This window comes from Streptosporangium sp. NPDC023825 (assembly GCF_040639575.1).
Taxonomy (GTDB): Bacteria; Actinomycetota; Actinomycetes; order Streptosporangiales; family Streptosporangiaceae; genus Streptosporangium.
Genome location: NZ_JBFAAE010000021.1, coordinates 1 through 15,119, shown reverse-complemented (window position 1 = coordinate 15,119; position 15,119 = coordinate 1). Strand labels below are relative to the sequence as shown.

General features: G+C 70.9%; 13 protein-coding genes and 1 tRNA gene. 8 read left to right on the top strand and 6 right to left on the bottom strand.

From position 1 onward, the window contains the following. Positions 1-72 precede the first annotated feature (72 nt). A complete protein-coding gene (locus tag AB0G15_RS19720; protein ID WP_362841524.1) occupies positions 73-1,035 on the bottom strand; it encodes an amidohydrolase in 963 nt (320 codons plus the stop codon). A 249-nt stretch (positions 1,036-1,284) separates the two neighbouring features. Between AB0G15_RS19720 and AB0G15_RS19715 the strand changes: the two genes are divergently transcribed. Further along, positions 1,285-2,238: a LacI family DNA-binding transcriptional regulator gene (locus AB0G15_RS19715; RefSeq protein ID WP_362841521.1), complete on the top strand. Its 954-nt coding sequence runs from the start codon at positions 1,285-1,287 to the stop codon at positions 2,236-2,238. 10 nt (positions 2,239-2,248) lie between these two features. Here the strand turns inward: AB0G15_RS19715 and AB0G15_RS19710 are convergent, their stop codons facing one another. Both AB0G15_RS19710 and AB0G15_RS19705 read right to left on the bottom strand, forming a co-directional pair. Then, a complete protein-coding gene (locus AB0G15_RS19710; protein WP_362841519.1) occupies positions 2,249-3,712 on the bottom strand; it encodes an aromatic amino acid lyase in 1,464 nt (487 codons plus the stop codon). Between the two features lie 4 nt (positions 3,713-3,716). Further along, the gene (locus tag AB0G15_RS19705) at positions 3,717-4,097 is read right to left on the bottom strand and encodes a phage holin family protein (protein ID WP_362841516.1); all 381 of its coding nucleotides are present in this window, start codon (positions 4,095-4,097) and stop codon (positions 3,717-3,719) included. Between the two features lie 624 nt (positions 4,098-4,721). On the opposite strand from AB0G15_RS19705, the gene AB0G15_RS19700 reads away from it, so the two are divergent. The 4 genes from AB0G15_RS19700 (at position 4,722) to AB0G15_RS19685 (ending at position 7,259) form a co-directional block, all read left to right on the top strand. After that, on the top strand, positions 4,722-5,714 hold the full coding sequence (locus AB0G15_RS19700; protein ID WP_362841775.1) for an NADP-dependent oxidoreductase: 993 nt from the start codon (positions 4,722-4,724) through the stop codon (positions 5,712-5,714). A gap of 61 nt (positions 5,715-5,775) precedes the next feature. Further along, on the top strand, positions 5,776-6,060 hold the full coding sequence (locus tag AB0G15_RS19695) for a hypothetical protein (RefSeq protein ID WP_329085017.1): 285 nt from the start codon (positions 5,776-5,778) through the stop codon (positions 6,058-6,060). Between the two features lie 87 nt (positions 6,061-6,147). Continuing rightward, positions 6,148-6,543, top strand: coding sequence for an OsmC family protein (locus AB0G15_RS19690; protein ID WP_362841513.1), 396 nt, complete (start codon positions 6,148-6,150; stop codon positions 6,541-6,543). Positions 6,544-7,185: 642 nt separating this feature from the next. Continuing rightward, positions 7,186-7,259: transfer RNA gene (locus tag AB0G15_RS19685), tRNA-Lys, on the top strand. 207 nt (positions 7,260-7,466) lie between these two features. Here the strand turns inward: AB0G15_RS19685 and AB0G15_RS19680 are convergent. The 3 genes from AB0G15_RS19680 to AB0G15_RS19670 form a co-directional block, all read right to left on the bottom strand. After that, on the bottom strand, positions 7,467-8,003 hold the full coding sequence (locus tag AB0G15_RS19680; RefSeq protein ID WP_362841510.1) for a DUF4240 domain-containing protein: 537 nt from the start codon (positions 8,001-8,003) through the stop codon (positions 7,467-7,469). Between the two features lie 244 nt (positions 8,004-8,247). Continuing rightward, positions 8,248-8,406: a hypothetical protein gene (locus AB0G15_RS19675; RefSeq protein WP_362841508.1), complete on the bottom strand. Its 159-nt coding sequence runs from the start codon at positions 8,404-8,406 to the stop codon at positions 8,248-8,250. 101 nt (positions 8,407-8,507) lie between these two features. Further along, complete coding sequence (locus tag AB0G15_RS19670) at positions 8,508-9,671, bottom strand: cytochrome P450 (RefSeq protein WP_362841505.1); 1,164 nt, start codon at positions 9,669-9,671, stop codon at positions 8,508-8,510. Positions 9,672-10,247: 576 nt separating this feature from the next. On the opposite strand from AB0G15_RS19670, the gene AB0G15_RS19665 reads away from it, so the two are divergent. The 3 genes from AB0G15_RS19665 to AB0G15_RS19655 all read left to right on the top strand — a co-directional run. After that, positions 10,248-13,118 (top strand): PQQ-dependent sugar dehydrogenase, encoded by a 2,871-nt coding sequence (locus tag AB0G15_RS19665; protein ID WP_362841502.1) that lies wholly within the window; start codon positions 10,248-10,250, stop codon positions 13,116-13,118. Continuing rightward, positions 13,111-14,286 carry a ThuA domain-containing protein gene (locus AB0G15_RS19660; RefSeq protein ID WP_362841499.1) on the top strand — a complete coding sequence of 392 codons (1,176 nt, stop codon included), beginning with the start codon at positions 13,111-13,113 and terminating at the stop codon, positions 14,284-14,286. The genes AB0G15_RS19665 and AB0G15_RS19660 overlap by 8 nt, the downstream gene beginning before the upstream one ends. Before the next feature lie 438 nt (positions 14,287-14,724). After that, the coding region (locus tag AB0G15_RS19655; protein ID WP_362841496.1) for an ice-binding family protein at positions 14,725-15,119 on the top strand (395 nt) is incomplete at its 3' end.

Genomic DNA, 15,119 nt, shown 5'->3' with positions numbered 1-15,119 from the left:
CGGCTCGTGCGCGCCGCTCGCTCACGGCTCTCTTCGCCGGGAGCACACAGCTCTCGCGGCCCTGGTACTGGTTCACTTGCGCGACTCCTTTCCGTTCAGCAGGCGGTTCGGGTTGGTGACCGCGATGGCGTGCCAGGCGGCGTCGCCGAGCGCGGGGTCGGGTGCGGTGGCGTAGGGCTGGTCGGAACCGCTGACCACGATGTCGACGCCGAGCTCGCGGACGACGGCGTCGATGGCGCGCGGGCCGTAGGAGGAGGTCTCCAGGAACAGGTCGGGATCGACCTGTCCCCGGCCCTCGCCGCCCCGGTTGGCCAGGCGCTCGGAGTGGAGCGGGGCCAGCCCGGCGAGCAGCGAGAAGCAGACCCGCAGGCGGGGGTGGCGGGCCCGGCCGAAGGCGGCGAAGGCGTACCACGCGGCATGCATCTGCTGCACGTACGGCACGACGGCGGGCCACCAGCCGGGCCCCTCGGGCTCGGCGGCCGGTCCGGGGTGCACGAAGAGCGGCAGGTCGCGCTCGGTGAGCACGTCGAGCAGCGGGGCGACCCCGGCCAGGCCCGCGGCGTCGCGCACGGCGGTCGCGGGCAGCTGGAGCCCGGCGAATCCCGGCCTCACGCCCCCCGCCCCGCCGTCGCCCTTCGCCCCGCCGTCCTTCGCGTCGTTCCGCACGCCGTCTCGCGCGTCGAGGGTCTTGGCGAGCCTGGCGGGATCGACCTCGCTGAGGCAGGTCGCCGCCCAGGCGCCGAAGGGCGCGGGCAGCGCGAGGGCGTCCTCGTGGTAGGCGTCGATGATCGGCCACGCCTCGTCGGGGGGCAGCGACTCGATGCCGAGCGGGCTGGACAGTGACACGAGGGCCAGATCGAGCCCCGCGTTCAGCGCGAGGCGCCCGGCGAGGTCGTGGTCGGCGGGGTCGACCTCGTAGGCGGGCTCGCCGTCCAGGTGGAGGGTCCAGCCGTCGAGCCGGGGCGCGGTCGTGCGACGTCTGAACGCGTCCACGAACGCGGGCGTCCACAGATGCTGGTGAACGTCGACGGTCACGACGGGTCCCCTCCTTTCACGCCTTCGAGGTATTCCCTACCTAGAATAGGGGTAAACGCCTCCACCTCGCCACATTCAACAGTGACACGGTTCAGTGAACCGTTTCAGTGAACCGCTTCACCTAGCTTCGTGTCAATACCTCCCGATGGCTCGCGACGCCGCCGATCGCGCGGGGAGCGCGCCTTCGAAAGCCCCGGGGAATAGGCTGGTCCGATGCCCCAGCCCCGGAAACGAGCGACCATACGTGAGGTGGCGAAGGCCACCGGTCTGTCGCCCGCCGCCGTCTCGTACGCCCTGCGCGGCATGCAGGTGTCGGAGGAGACCATCGAGCGGGTGCGGCGGGCCGCGGCCGAGCTCGGCTACGAGGCCGACCCCATCGCCCGCGCCCTGGCCAGCGGCCGGACCGGGATGATCGGCCTGCTCTGCGGCTCCCTGGAGGACCTCTGGCAGCAGGCGCTGGCCGTCGGCATCGGCCGCGCACTCAAGGACAACGACCGCTACGCCCTGATCCTGGACGCCGCGGGAGACCCGGCCAGGGAGCACACGCTCGCCAGGCAGCTCCGTGACCAGCGGGTGGACGCGCTGATCGTGCAGCCGGTCGACCCCGCGGCGCCGCTCTGGGCCGACCTGTGCGAGGGACTGCCGGTGGTGTCGATCGGCGACGCCCTCGCCGGGGCGCGCACCGCGGGCGAGGTCGTCTTCGACAACCGCGCCGGGGTGACCCTCGCCCTGGAGCATCTGCGCCGGCGGGGTCACCGGCGCCTGGCCGTCCTCACCTCGACGCGCGCCAGCACCCCCGACCGGCCCGCCGACGTGCACGTCCTGGCCGAGGCCGGGCGGCTGGGCCTGGACATCGAGATGGTCACCGCCTCGCAGTCGCTGGGCACCGCCACCCAGGTCGCGGGCGAGATGCTCGACGCGGGCCACCGGGCGTTCTTCTGCTTCGCCGACTCGATCGCCTACGGCGTCTACGCGGCCTCGGCCGAGCGGAAGCTGGGCATCCCGTTCGAGGTGTCGGTGATGGGCTACGACGACCATCCCATGTCGGGCCTGCTCACCCCCGGCCTGACCACGGTCGACTGGGACATCGACGGCATCGTCCGGGCCGCCGTCCGCATCGTCGTGGCGGCCGCCGACGGCAACACGCGCCGCCGCCGCATCGTCCAGGCACCCCAGCTCCGCGAGCGCGGCTCGGTCGGCTGACTCGCGGGTCTCAGGGAACGAGGCCGGGCAGGAGCCCGCGTGCCGCGTCGAGGTCGGCGTCCAGGGGGCGGTCCTCCATCGCGGGATCGAGCGGCAGGTCGCAGGGCAGGCCGCGCCGCCGCAGGGCCCGTACGGAGGCCACCAGCTCGCACGCCAGGACGATCTCCAGCGGTTCGGCGGCGGCGAGCGCGGAGCGGGCCGCCTGCGGGGTGAAGCTCGCGTGGTCCTCGGTGCCCAGGGAGAGCACCGCGCCGCCCAGGGTGACCGGCGCGGCCAGGTGGCGCAGCTCACCCAGCGCGGAGTGCGCGACGTATTCGAGGATCATGACCCCGGACAGCCCGGGACGTTCGGCCAGGAAGGGGAGCAGGCCCGTGTGGGCCGGATCGTTCAGGGTGGCGAGCCTGGCGGCGCTCAGCGTCGCGGTCTGCACGAGCGCGGCCCGCAGGGCGTCGAGGGCGAGCGCGACCCGCGCCGAGTGGAAGTTGCCGTTGTGCCAGGCCCGGCCGTCGGCGATCAGCGGGTTCTCCGGGGCCGCGTTCATCTCCTCGGCGATCGTCCGCTCCGCCCGCCCGAGAGCGTCGAGGACGGCCCCGTGGACCTGCGGGAAGGCGCGGTAGCCGTACGGGTCCTGGACGCGGCGCGGGCTGGTGGAGCCGACCAGGGCCCGCAGCCCGGTCGCGACCTCGGTCTGCTCGGGGCCGCGTTGCACGACGGGGGAGAGCGGTTCGAGCGAGGCCTCGATCGCCCGGAAGGAGCGGGCCGCGACCGCGGTGGCGGCGGACAGCAGGACGCCCAGGCGGTGACAGGCCAGCGCGGCGTCCGCCAGGGTCGCCGCGCCCGAGCTGATGAACGGCAGCGCGTCACCGGAGGCGAGCGCGAACCTGGGTACCGGATCTCCCGCCCGCGTCCCCGGCGGGCCGCCTCCCGCGCTTCCCGCTCCGCTCCCGGCCGTGCTCCCGACTCCGCTCGCGGACGGGGGATTCCCGGTCCGCGCCCCGGTCCGTACGTCCTCGGAGGGCGAGGTCCAGGGAAACTCGCCCAGGAGGCAGAGCGCGGTCGTGGCCAGGGCGGTCAGGTCGCCGGTACCGATGGCGCCGTAGGTGCGGATCGGCGGGGTGAGACCGCGGTTGACGGCGGCGGCGAGCACCGGCAGGAGCGCGGGATCGACCCCCGAGCCGCCGGCGAGCAGCTGGTTGAGGCGGACCACGAGGGTGGCGCGGGCGCGGAACGCCTCGATCACCGGTCCGGCGCCGCCCGCGTGGCTGCGGAGCAGGTCCAGGCCGGTGTCCTCGGCCGCCACGTCCTTGTTGGCGCCCACGCCGGTGGTCCGGCCGTACACGGGACCGTTGAGCAGACCGGCCATCCGCCATGCCGCCTCCGCGCGGCCGGTGGAGCCCAGCGCGATCCCGGAGCCGTGGGCCGCCCGGTCGACCTGCTCGCAGGTCAGGTGGGCGCCGTCAAGGACGACGGTCATCGGCTCAGTCGCCGACGATCTTGTCGAGGATCAGGTCGAGCAGCCAGCTGACCAGACCGATGACGATCGCGCCCCAGAACGCGGCCCAGAAGCCCTCGACATGGAAGGGCAGCGAGAGCTCGCCGGCGATCCAGCTGGTCAGCAGCAGCAGCCCGGCGTTGACCACCAGGGCGAACAGGCCGAGCGTGAGGATGTAGAAGGCGCAGCCGAGCGTCGCGATGATCGGCTTCAGGACCGCGTTGACGATCCCGAAGACGAAGGCGACGGCGATGAGCGTGCCGATCTCCTTGACCGGGGTCCGCGCGGACACCGTGATGCCGTCCACGAACCGGGTCGCCGCCCACAGAGCGGCTGCCACGACCAATATCTTGATGATTACTTTCACGTTTCGGGATCCTCGCATGGATAGCCGGACGGACGATAGATTTACGCCCTCGGTGTGGATATATACGCATAACAGGTGATTTTTCGGTCGGTCGCGTGTCCACCGGTCCGGTCACCTGGGGCGACGAGGACGCGGCGGCCGCCACGATCGCCGGGACGGTGAGCCGGCCCGGCTGCCGCGGAAAGTTTCGCATCCGTGACCGTATGCGGTCATGAAAGTGGCGAGATCATGTCAGGTGCGCCGCTCCCCGCCGTGGAGAAACGCCGCCGGATGAGAAAGTCCCAGGTGAGGAGCACGAATCGCCGAGGGGACCTCATCATGTCCAACGCCCGATCATTCACCGGCCGACCGGAGAAGCCGTCCGCCGGAGCCGGCACAGCGCCCGGAACCGGAACCGAGGCCCATTCCGTCCCCAAACCCGGCCCGCCCCCCAAGCCCGGCCCCCCGCCGAAGCCAGGTCCCCCCAAGCCCGGTCCCCCTCCCCGGCCCGGTCCCGGTCCCGGCCCCGACCCGGAAACAGGACCCGCTCCGGGAACGGGGCCCGGCCAGGGAACGGGGCCCGGCCCGGGAGCGAGGACCACCGGTCGTGCGCCGCGTGGGGAGGGACGCACGGTCTCCAGGGAGATCCGGCTCGTGTCGCGGCCCTCGGGGTGGCCGGTTCCGGAGAACTTCGAAACGGTGGAGGCCGAGCTGCCCGCCCCCGCCGAAGGGGAGATCCTCGTCCGCAACCTCTTCATGAGCGTCGATCCGTACATGCGGGGGCGCATGAACGAGGGCAAGTCCTACACCCCGCCCTTCCAGATCGGCGAGCCCCTCGACGGCGGCGCGCTCGGTGAGGTCGTCGCGTCACGCGCGCCCGGCCTCGCGCCCGGAGACACCGTCACCCACAGGTACGGCTGGCGCGAGTACGCCGTCCTCGACGCGAAGGAGGCTCGCAAGGTCGAGGAGATCCCCGGAGTACCCCTCTCCGCCTACCTGGGCGCGCTGGGCATGACCGGCCTCACCGCGTACGTGGGCCTGCTCGACATCGCCCGCTTCGAGGACGGGGAGGCGGTGTTCGTGTCCGGCGCGGCGGGGGCGGTGGGCAGCATGGCCGGGCAGATCGCCCGGCTGAAGGGGGCCTCGCGCGTGGTGGGCAGCGCCGGGTCACGGGAGAAGGTGGCCCACCTGATCCGCGACCTCGGCTTCGACGCCGCCTTCAACTACCGCGACGGCGAGATCCACGAGCAACTCGCCAGGGCCGCCCCCGGGGGGATCGACGTCTACTTCGACAACGTCGGCGGCGAGCACCTGGAGGCGGCCATCGACGAGCTGAGGACGTACGGCAGGGCCGCGATGTGCGGGTCGATCTCCTCCTACAACGCCACCGGGCCGGTCCCGGGCCCGAGGAACATCGGCCTGGTCGTGGGAAAGCGGCTCACCCTGCGCGGATTCATCGTGTCCGACCACCCGGAGCGCCTGCCCGACATGATCGCCGAGGTGGGCGCCTGGCTCCGCGAGGGCAAGATCACCTTCACCGAGACCGTGGTCGACGGCCTGGAGAACGCCCCGCGGGCGTTCATCGACATGCTCCGCGGGGCCAACACCGGAAAGATGGTGGTCCGGCTGGTGCACTGACGGTGCATACCCTCAATTGCGCATGATGGCCATATTCTCGGGGCAGAAGGGGCGTGAGGGGGTGGGTCTGTTGGAAACGGACGAGCTTGAGTCGCTGTCGGCCCAGGAACTGCATGATCGCGCGGTCCACTACGCCGTGCACCACGGAGATCTCGGCTTCCTGTGGGAGCTGCTCACGTTGATCCCCGCGGCGGAGGCGTCCGCGGGGAACGAGGATCAGACGACCAACGACCTCAGCCGGGTCTCGGCCCTGCTCAGCGACGCGATGGCCTCGGGCCACGGGGAGCTGGGCGAGGCGCTGCGGCCGTTCTACATCGAATACCTGTCCAAACACCCAGAGGCCTGAGGCGGGCCTCGTTCCCGCCCTCACCCGGGCGTTCCTCCCTTCGCGGGCCTCTGTAGGGTGATCCGCAGATTCAGGGGGAGGAACGCCATGGCACAGGTGAGAGTGGAGCGGACCGACGACGGGTTCGTGGCGCGCAACGATCGCGGAGCCGAGGTCGCCATGGGCGGCGGTGACGAGCAGGGGGTGTTCACCCCGGTCGAGCTGCTGCTCGCGGCGCTCGGCGGCTGCAACATCGTCACCGTGGAGCCGCTGACGGCCCAGCGCGGCCATCGGATGACCCGCCTGGCGATGACCGTCCAGGCGGAGAAGGTCGAGTCGTCCAGGCTGGGGACGATCACCATCACCTACGACGTGGAGCTGCCCGAGGGTGACGAGAAGGCCGCCGAGGTCCTCCGTGCCGTGGCCCACCGCGTCGAGGAGAAGTACTGCACGGTGAGCCGGGCTCTGAGGGACAACATGGAGATCGACCTCGAACTCCCCTGACGGTCCCGTTCTGCCGAGGGTCCCGCCGGAACCTCGCTGACGGCACTCGCCGGGCACCCGCGCCCCGGCCGGAAACCCGGTGACCACACCGACCGGAAACCCGGTGACCACACCGATCCGGGCCGGAACGGCCGACGGGCCCCGGCGGGCGCCCGGAACCAACGCGCCCGCGAGCCCGGATCGATGCGATCACCACCTCGACGGCGTTTTCCCGCATGTCCGCAGGGGGCCGATGGCGCTTCGGTGATACCGGGTCAAGGTTGGGTGTAGGCGCAAAATCAACCTTTGGATGACGCGCCCGTTACATTTGGCTAGGTAGTGTTGTTGCAGGTCGAGGGGTCTGCGAAGCCCGGGGGGAGCGTTGCAGAGACTTTTCACCGGATAAGAACGCGAGGGGGATCGCGTTCCTGAGCGGAGCCGCCGAAGTCTTGGGGGAGACGACGGCAAAGCCCGCGAAGAGACCGGGGCCGGACAGTTGGGGGACTGTCCGGCCCCGAGTCTGTGGAGGACCGGACGGCGTCCGGCCGGCCCGGTTTCTCCGGAAAACCCGGCCCGGTTTCTCCGGAAAACGGACAGGAGCCGGCCGGGATCAACCGAGGTGCGAGCGCGCTGAAGCTGCTGCTAGAGTTACCTCCGTTGCAAGCGCCGCTAGCTCAGTTGGTTAGAGCAGCTGACTCTTAATCAGCGGGTCCGGGGTTCGAGTCCCTGGCGGCGCACAACAATCCAGACCAGCGCGTTCCCGATCACATCGCGGGACGCGCTGGTCTGTTTTTTGCCCCGATCCCCACCCGGCCGGCCGGTGACCGGTGTCGGGTACGCCTCGAGCACCGGTTCAGGCCCGGCCGTTCGATGTGGTGGGGAGACCTGGAGGCGGATCCGGTCGGACGGCCCCAGAGGGCGCGGACCGGAGAGCCCGGACCGGATCAGCCGGACCAGCCGGCCGTGTTCGAAAACGATTCGCGGGAGATGCCCGACCCGGTCTTCGGGAAGGCTCCGTGGCGCTCGCGGTGCAGGTGGGCGAAGAAGTAGCACATCTCCTCGCACTCGGCGTCCAGCACCGCCTTCTTCGGGTTCTCCGCCACCGCGGTGTAGAAGTCGTGGCCCAGCGCGACGATGAAGCCGCGTGCATAGAGGAAACCGTCGTCGGAGCCGTCGGTGACCGCGTGGATGTCCGCGCGGTCGATGTCGTAGAGCCTGCTCTCGACCACCCGATCAAGATTCGCCAGCTCGTCCGCCGGCAATTCCTCGCTGATGGAGGCGAGGTTGTCCAGGAACCTCTTCAGAGCGGCCTCGACCACGGCGAGCGGCGGCTTGCCGTGAAGGTCCTCGTCGGGAGCGGGCGTCCGATGCGCCAGCGCACGTCGTGCCTGATCGACCTCCGCTCCCAGCGGCGCCCAGGCCGCCTCCACCAAGTCCCAGAAACGTTTCTCGTCCTCCGCGGGAAGCCGCTGACCCTTCAACGTCCGTCGCCACCTCTCATGACCGGCCCGGTGATCTGTGCCGCTCACACAACCAGACGACACCGACAATCGGCTCGGCCTGGGCGACGGCGAGTCTGAACCGGTGTCGCCCTCACGGACGCGTGGCGGTGGTCGGATCGGCCGGCCACGCGTACCTGTACCGGCCGGGCCACGCCGCCGGCTGCCGAGGAGCCCGGTCACGGGTGTGACCGGGCTCCTGTTTCGGATCAGTGGACGGCCCGGATCAACGGATCCTCACCAGGCGGCAGGCGCGGAACCGGGTGCCGGTGGTGAGGCCGTGTTTGACGACGCGGTGGTCGGTGCCGTAGCCGGAACGCTGCCGGTAGGCCCAGTAGGAGGTGCGCTTGGCGTCCTGAAGCCGGACGACCGGTTCCGGGCCCACCGGCCGGTCAACCTCAGGAACGGCGTCCCCGCCCTGGAGGCCTCCGCGCCGGCCGGCGACTGACGTGCCCGCTCAGCCGGGCGGCCGAGCGGGCCGGGGCGTCACCAGGCGACAGGGAAGGTCGTCAGGCCGTAGACCACATTGAACGAACGGAACTCCGGTTCCCCCGCCTCGCGCAGCCCGGGGAACCGGTCGAACAAGGCAGGAAAGGCGATCTGCATCTCCATCCGGGCCAGTGGCGCGCCGATGCAGTGGTGCGCGCCGTAACCGAAGGCGACGTGGGGCATTTCGGGCCGCTGGATGTCGAAACGGTCGGGGTCCTCGGCCAGGGCCGGGTCGCGGTTGGCGGCCGGGAGCGAGACCACCACCACGTCGCCCTTCGCGATCGGCACACCCGCGATCTCTGTGTCGGCCGAGGCCACCTTGGTGGCGCCCTGGTGGATGATCGTCAGCCAGCGCAGCAGCTCCTCGACCATGCCCTTGACCTTGTCCGGGGCGGCACGCACCAGGTCGAGCTGGTCCGGGTGGCGCAGCAGGGCCAGTGTGCCCAGGCCGATCATGCTGGCCGTCGTCTCGTGGCCCGCCACCAGCAGCAGGCCGCCGATGCCGGCCAGCTCGTCGTCCGATATCCCCTCGCCGTGCTCGCGGATGAGCATGCCGAGCAGGTCCTCGCCCGGTTCGGCCCGGGCCCGGCCGACCAGCTCGGCCATGTACATGGAGGCTTCCATCTGGGCTTTCCCGCGTGCCTCCGGTGGCTGGTTGAAGTCGAGGATCGACCGGGTGCGCGCCTGGAAGGCCTCCCTGTCCTCGTAGGGCACGCCCAGCAGCTCGCAGATCACCAGCGACGGGATCGGCGTGGCGAACTCGGAGATCAGGTCGGCCGGGGCACCGGTACGTTCCATCGCGTCCAGGTGGTCGGCGACGATCTCGCGGACGCGGGGCTCCAGGCGGCGGATGCGGCGCATCGTGAACTCGGGGGTCAGCATGCGGCGCAGGCGGGTGTGGTCGGGAGGGTCCATCAGGAGCAGCGCACCGGCGCGTAGCCGCCTGGCCTGCTCCTCGCTCATGGGCGGCAGGGTTATGCCGCTGGCGTAGCTGAACAGCTCGGCGTTCCTGAGCACGTCACGCACGTCGTCGTACCGGGTGACCAGCCAGGCTTCGCGGCCGTAGGGCGTCGGGACCCGTTGCAGGCCCGGCTGCTCGCGGGCAGCGGCCAGTCCGGGGTCGGGATCGAACTCCCGGCGACGCATATGGAGGGGCAACATTGTCGTCTCCTGAGGGGGAAATCGGTTACCCCTGCAAGATCCCGTTCTGGCCCGCCCCGCGCAACCCCCGCCGGTCACGGCTTCGGGAACGACGTCACGATCATCGGCGCAGACGGTCGTGATACCGCCGCCCCCTCGGCCGAGCCGCCCCCGCCGCCCCCGCCGTCTCCCCGCCGGCGGTTCGTCGACGATCATGAAGAGAGCGCTCCCTGACGAAGGATGATTGCGTTCGCGTTTCCTGTCAACGGTGGGCCCCGCCCGGTCGGCCGACGTGCCGGACGAATCGGGAAGACGCTTCCTCGAAGAGATTCCGATTCGACCAGGTCAGCGGCGCCTGGCACGGTACAAAAGACCGCCAGGGAGCGTTCCCTTAAACGTGCCGGTGTTCGATCGCGGTGCGCCGGCTGTTTCCGTCAGGTTAAACAGCCCCTTGACAACGATTGTCGAGCAAGAGCAATCTCGGGTTGGGAGAGCGCTCCCTCAGCTTTTTCCGGTGTCCCCCTCCAGGGACCCCGGGCCCCCGCCCCGAGACCTTGACCACCGGTCCACCCCCCACAGAGACCTGGAGTCTCGCCCATGGCCTCGCTCCGCCGATGGTTACCACCCCTGACCGCTCTCCTCACTCTCACCGCCCTCCTGCACCCGCTCCCGGCCACCGCCGCGGCCCCGGCCGCCACCTCGGCCCCGGCCGCGGCGAGCGCGGCCGCCCCGCCCGTCGACCCCGCCAAGTTCCAGCAGGTCACGCTGGCCAAGGGGGTCGCCGAGGTGGGAGAGCCCATGACGATGGCGGTGCTGCCCGACCGCTCCGTCCTGCACACCGCCCGCGACGGCACGGTCCGGATCACCGACGCCGCCGGGAACACCAAGGTGTCGGGCAAGCTCTCCGTCTACTTCAACGACGAGGAGGGCATGCAGGGCATCGGCGTCGACCCCGGCTTCGCCACGAACCGGTTCGTCTACCTCTACTACGCGCCGCCGCTGTCGACGCCGCCGAACGGCTCCCCGCCCGACGGCACCCCGGCGGAGTTCGCGCGTTTCGACGGCGTCAACCGGCTCTCGCGTTTCAGGCTGAACACCGACGGCACCCTCGACCTCGCGAGCGAGAAGAGCGTCCTGGAGGTGAGGGCGAGCCGCGGCGCCTGCTGCCACGTCGGCGGCGACATCGACTTCGACGCCGCTGGCAACCTCTACCTGACCACCGGCGACGACAGCGAGCCCGGGTTCAACGACGGTTACGCCCCCCTGGACGACAGGCCGAACCGCAACCCCGCGCTCGACGCGCAGCGCGGCGCGGCCAACACCAACGACCTGCGCGGCAAGGTGCTCCGCATCAAGGTCAACGCCGACGGGTCGTACTCGATCCCGGCCGGGAACATGTTCGCCCCGGGCACCGCGAACACCCGTCCGGAGATCTACGCGATGGGCTTCCGCAACCCGTTCCGGATGAGCGTCGACAAGGCGACCGGCGTCGTCTACCTCGGCGACTACGGCCCCGACGCCGGCACCGCCGGTCCCCGCGGGCCCGGCGGCCAGGTCGAGTTCAACCGGATCACCGGGCCCGGCTTCTTCGGCTGGCCGTACTGCACCGGCAACAACACCCCGGCCGAGACCTACGCCCGCTACGACTACGACACCTCGGCGATCGGCGCGAAGTACGACTGCGCGGGCGGTCCCGAGAACACCTCGCGCAAGAACACCGGCCTGGTCAAGCTGCCCGCGGCCAAGGCCGCCTGGATCACCTACGACGGCTGCACCCTGGTGCCGGAGTTCGGCTGCGGCGCCGAGTCGCCGATGGGCGGCGTCGTCTACCGCTACTCCGCCGCGCTGAACTCGCCGGTCAAGTTCCCGCAGTCGCTCGACGGGCACTTCCTCGCCGGCGAGCTCCAGCGCCAGTGGATCAAGGACATCGAGGTCAACGCCGACGGCACCCGGGGCACCATCCAGCCCTTCCCCTGGTCGGGCAAGCTGGTGATGGACATGGCGTTCGGCCCCGACGGCGCCCTGTACGTGCTCGACTACGGCACCGGCTGGTTCAACGGCAACCAGGACTCGGCGCTGTACCGCATCGAGCACATCGGCACCGGCGGGCGGGCACCCATCGCCAGGGCGACCTCCGACAAGGTCTCCGGCAAGGTGCCGCTGACCGTGGCGTTCTCCTCGGCGGGCAGCTCCGACCCCGACGGCGACGCGCTCACCTACTCCTGGGCGTTCGGCGACGGCGCCACCTCCACCGCGGCCAACCCCACCCACACCTACACCACCGACGGCAGGCGGATCGTCACGCTGACCGTGCGCGACGGCACCGGCAACACCGCGACGGCCAACATCGAGATCAACGTCGGCAACACCGCGCCCGTCGTGCGGATCGACCTCCCGCTCAACGGGCAGGTGTTCGGCTTCAGCGACGCCGTGCCGTACCGGATCACGGTCACCGACGCGGAGGACGCGACGATCGACTGCGCGAAGGTGAAGATGACCTACATCCTCGGCCACGACACCCACGGGCACCCGATGGCCACCGCCAACGGCTGCTCGGGCACGATCCAGACGCCCGGCAACGGCGAGCACGACGGGGCCGCCAACCTCTTCGGGGTCTGGGACGCCGAGTACACCGACGCGGGCGGGCTCACCACCCACACCCAGCACGTCACCCAGCCGAGGAACCGGCAGGCCGAGCACTACACCACCTCCCAGGGGGTGGCCCAGTACGACAAGCCGGCCGCGCACGGGGCGAAGACCGTGGGCAGCATCGAGAACGGCGACTGGATCTCCTTCGACCCCTACGTCCTGAGCGGTGTCACCAGGTTCACCGCCCGGGTCTCCTCCGCCGGGGCCGGTGGGACGATCCAGGTCAGGGCGGGGTCGGCGACCGGGACCCTGCTGGGCACCGCCACCGTGGCACCGACCGGCGGGTGGGAGACGTTCGTCGACGTCTCCGCCACGCTGACGAACGCCCCGGCCGGGACCACCAGGCTCTTCCTGGTCTTCGCCGGGGGGACGGGCCCGCTGTTCGACGTGGACGACTTCACCCTGACCACCGGGACGGGCCCGCCCACCGGCACGCTGCTGTCGGCGGGGCGCCCGGTCACCGCGTCCTCGACGGAGAACGCCGCCTCGGCGGGGTCCAACGCGGTGGACGGCAACGGCGGCACCCGCTGGTCGTCGGCGTTCTCGGACCCGCAGTGGATCTCGGTGGACCTGGGTTCGGCCAGGCAGGTGAACCGGGTGAGGCTGCAGTGGGAGGCCGCCTACGGCAGGGCGTACCGGATCGAGACCTCGGCCAACGGCACCACCTGGACGCAGGCGCACGCCACGACCGCCGGTGACGGCGGCGTGGACGACGTGAGCCTCACCGCGACCAGTGCTCGATACGTGCGGGTGTACGGCACCCAGCGCGCGACCGCGTACGGCTACTCCCTCTGGGAAATGGAGGTCTACGGTGCGTAACATCATCGCGGTTGTCACCGCGTTGTTCGTCGTCATGATCGGTCTGGGTGCTCCGGCCCTGGCGGCCGATCCGGCGTACAAGGTCCTGGTCTTCTCCAAGACGGCCGGGTTCCGGCACGACGCCATCCCCGCGGGCATCACCGCGCTGCGCGGGCTGGCGACAGAGAACGGCTTCACCGTCGACGCCACCGAGGACGCCGGCGCCTTCACCACGGCCAACCTGGCCCAGTACCGGGCGGTCGTCTTCCTGCTGACCACCGGCGACGTGCTCAACGCCACGCAGCAGACGGCGTTCGAGTCCTACATCGCCGGCGGCGGCGGATACGTGGGCGTCCACGCCGCGGCCGACACCGAGTACGACTGGCCCTGGTACGGCAACCTCGTCGGCGCCTACTTCGCCTCCCACCCCGCCATCCAGCAGGTGACCGTACGGGTGGAGGACCGCACGCACCCCTCGACGGCCCACCTCCCGGCGAACTGGGTGCGCACCGACGAGCTGTACAACTACCGCACCAACCCCCGCTCCACCGCCCACGTGCTCGCCACGCTGGACGAGTCGACCTACTCCGGCGGGTCGATGGGGGCCGACCACCCGATCTCCTGGTGCAAGGCCTACCAGGGCGGCCGGTCCTGGTACACCGGCCTCGGCCACACCATCGCGTCCTACACCGAGGCCAACTTCCGGGCGCACCTGTACGGCGGGCTCCGCTACGCGGCCGGGGTCGTCTCGGGCGACTGCGGGACCACCCCGAACCCGACGCCCACGCCGAGCCCGGGTGTCGTGCTGCTGTCGTCCGGGCGTCCGGTCACGACCTCCTCCACGGAGAACGGGGCGTTCGTCGGGAGCAACGCGGTGGACGGCAACGGCGGCACCCGCTGGTCGTCGGCGTTCTCGGACCCGCAGTGGATCTCGGTGGACCTGGGTTCGGCCAGGCAGGTCAGCCGGGTGAGGCTGCAGTGGGAGGCCGCCTACGGCAGGGCGTACCGGATCGAGACCTCGGCCAACGGCACCACCTGGACGCAGGCGCACGCCACGACCACCGGTGACGGCGGCGTGGACGACGTGAGCCTCACCGCGACCAGCGCCCGCTACGTGCGGGTGTACGGCACCCAGCGCGCGACCCCGTACGGCTATTCCCTGTGGGAGCTGGAGGTCTACGGCCGATAGGCCGCCGGGGCCGCGAAGGCGGGCCCCGGAGGTCTCCCGCTCTTTCCTGGACGAGAATCCCAGGCCGGTTCGCCGGCCTGGGATTCTCGGCTTTTCCGGGTGGTCGCCGCCGGGGCGCGACCGGGGAATTCCGCACGCCGCCGCCGGGGGACGGGAGAGCGGCGCGTCGCCGACCTGCGGCCGGACCAGAGGTGAGGCGTGCCGTCGCACGGCCTCGCCGTTTTCGAGGGGACGGCCGCGTCGTTTTCGAGGGGGAGGCCCCGGAAATCGGTCTCGCCGAAAGAAGCGCCATCTCCATCGGCGGCGCAGGTAATTCTATTTATGGCGATAAATGACGTGTGGGGTCGAGTCTCCGGCATGTCGAACAACGATAACGAAGATGGCGATTAATAGGATTGGAGGCTGCGGCGCGTTATTGACAATGCGCCGACGTGATAAATGCCAAAAGAAAAGGATTGTTCGGTGACGAGCAGTAAAAATTCTCGTGTCGTGCGACGACACGGCGTCCGTTCCTGGCTGGCGGGGGTTCTCACCGCGCTGGTCGCGTTCGGGTGTGTCGTGGTGACGCCTCGTGCCGCGGGTGCGGTGGTGGCGCCGGTGGGTCTGGGTACGGCGGGGGCCTTCGCGGTTCTGGCGGGCAGTACGGTCACCAATACCGGTGCCACGGTCATCACGGGTGATCTGGGGTTGAGTCCGGGGACGGCGGTGACCGGGTTTCCGCCGGGGACGGTGAACGGTGCGATCCATGCGGCCGACGCGGTCGCGGCGCAGGCCAAGGTGGATCTGGCGGCCGCCTACGCCGATGCGGCCTCGCGTGCTCCGGCGGCCACGGT

Excerpts from the sequence above, each read along its gene's own strand:
- AB0G15_RS19710 (WP_362841519.1), bottom strand. The coding sequence starts at position 3,712 with ATGACCGTCGTCCTTGACGGCGCCCACCTGACCTGCGAGCAGGTCGAC.
- AB0G15_RS19690 (WP_362841513.1), top strand. The coding sequence starts at position 6,148 with ATGGCACAGGTGAGAGTGGAGCGGACCGACGACGGGTTCGTGGCGCGC.
- AB0G15_RS19670 (WP_362841505.1), bottom strand. The coding sequence starts at position 9,671 with ATGTTGCCCCTCCATATGCGTCGCCGGGAGTTCGATCCCGACCCCGGA.
- AB0G15_RS19665 (WP_362841502.1), top strand. The coding sequence starts at position 10,248 with ATGGCCTCGCTCCGCCGATGGTTACCACCCCTGACCGCTCTCCTCACT.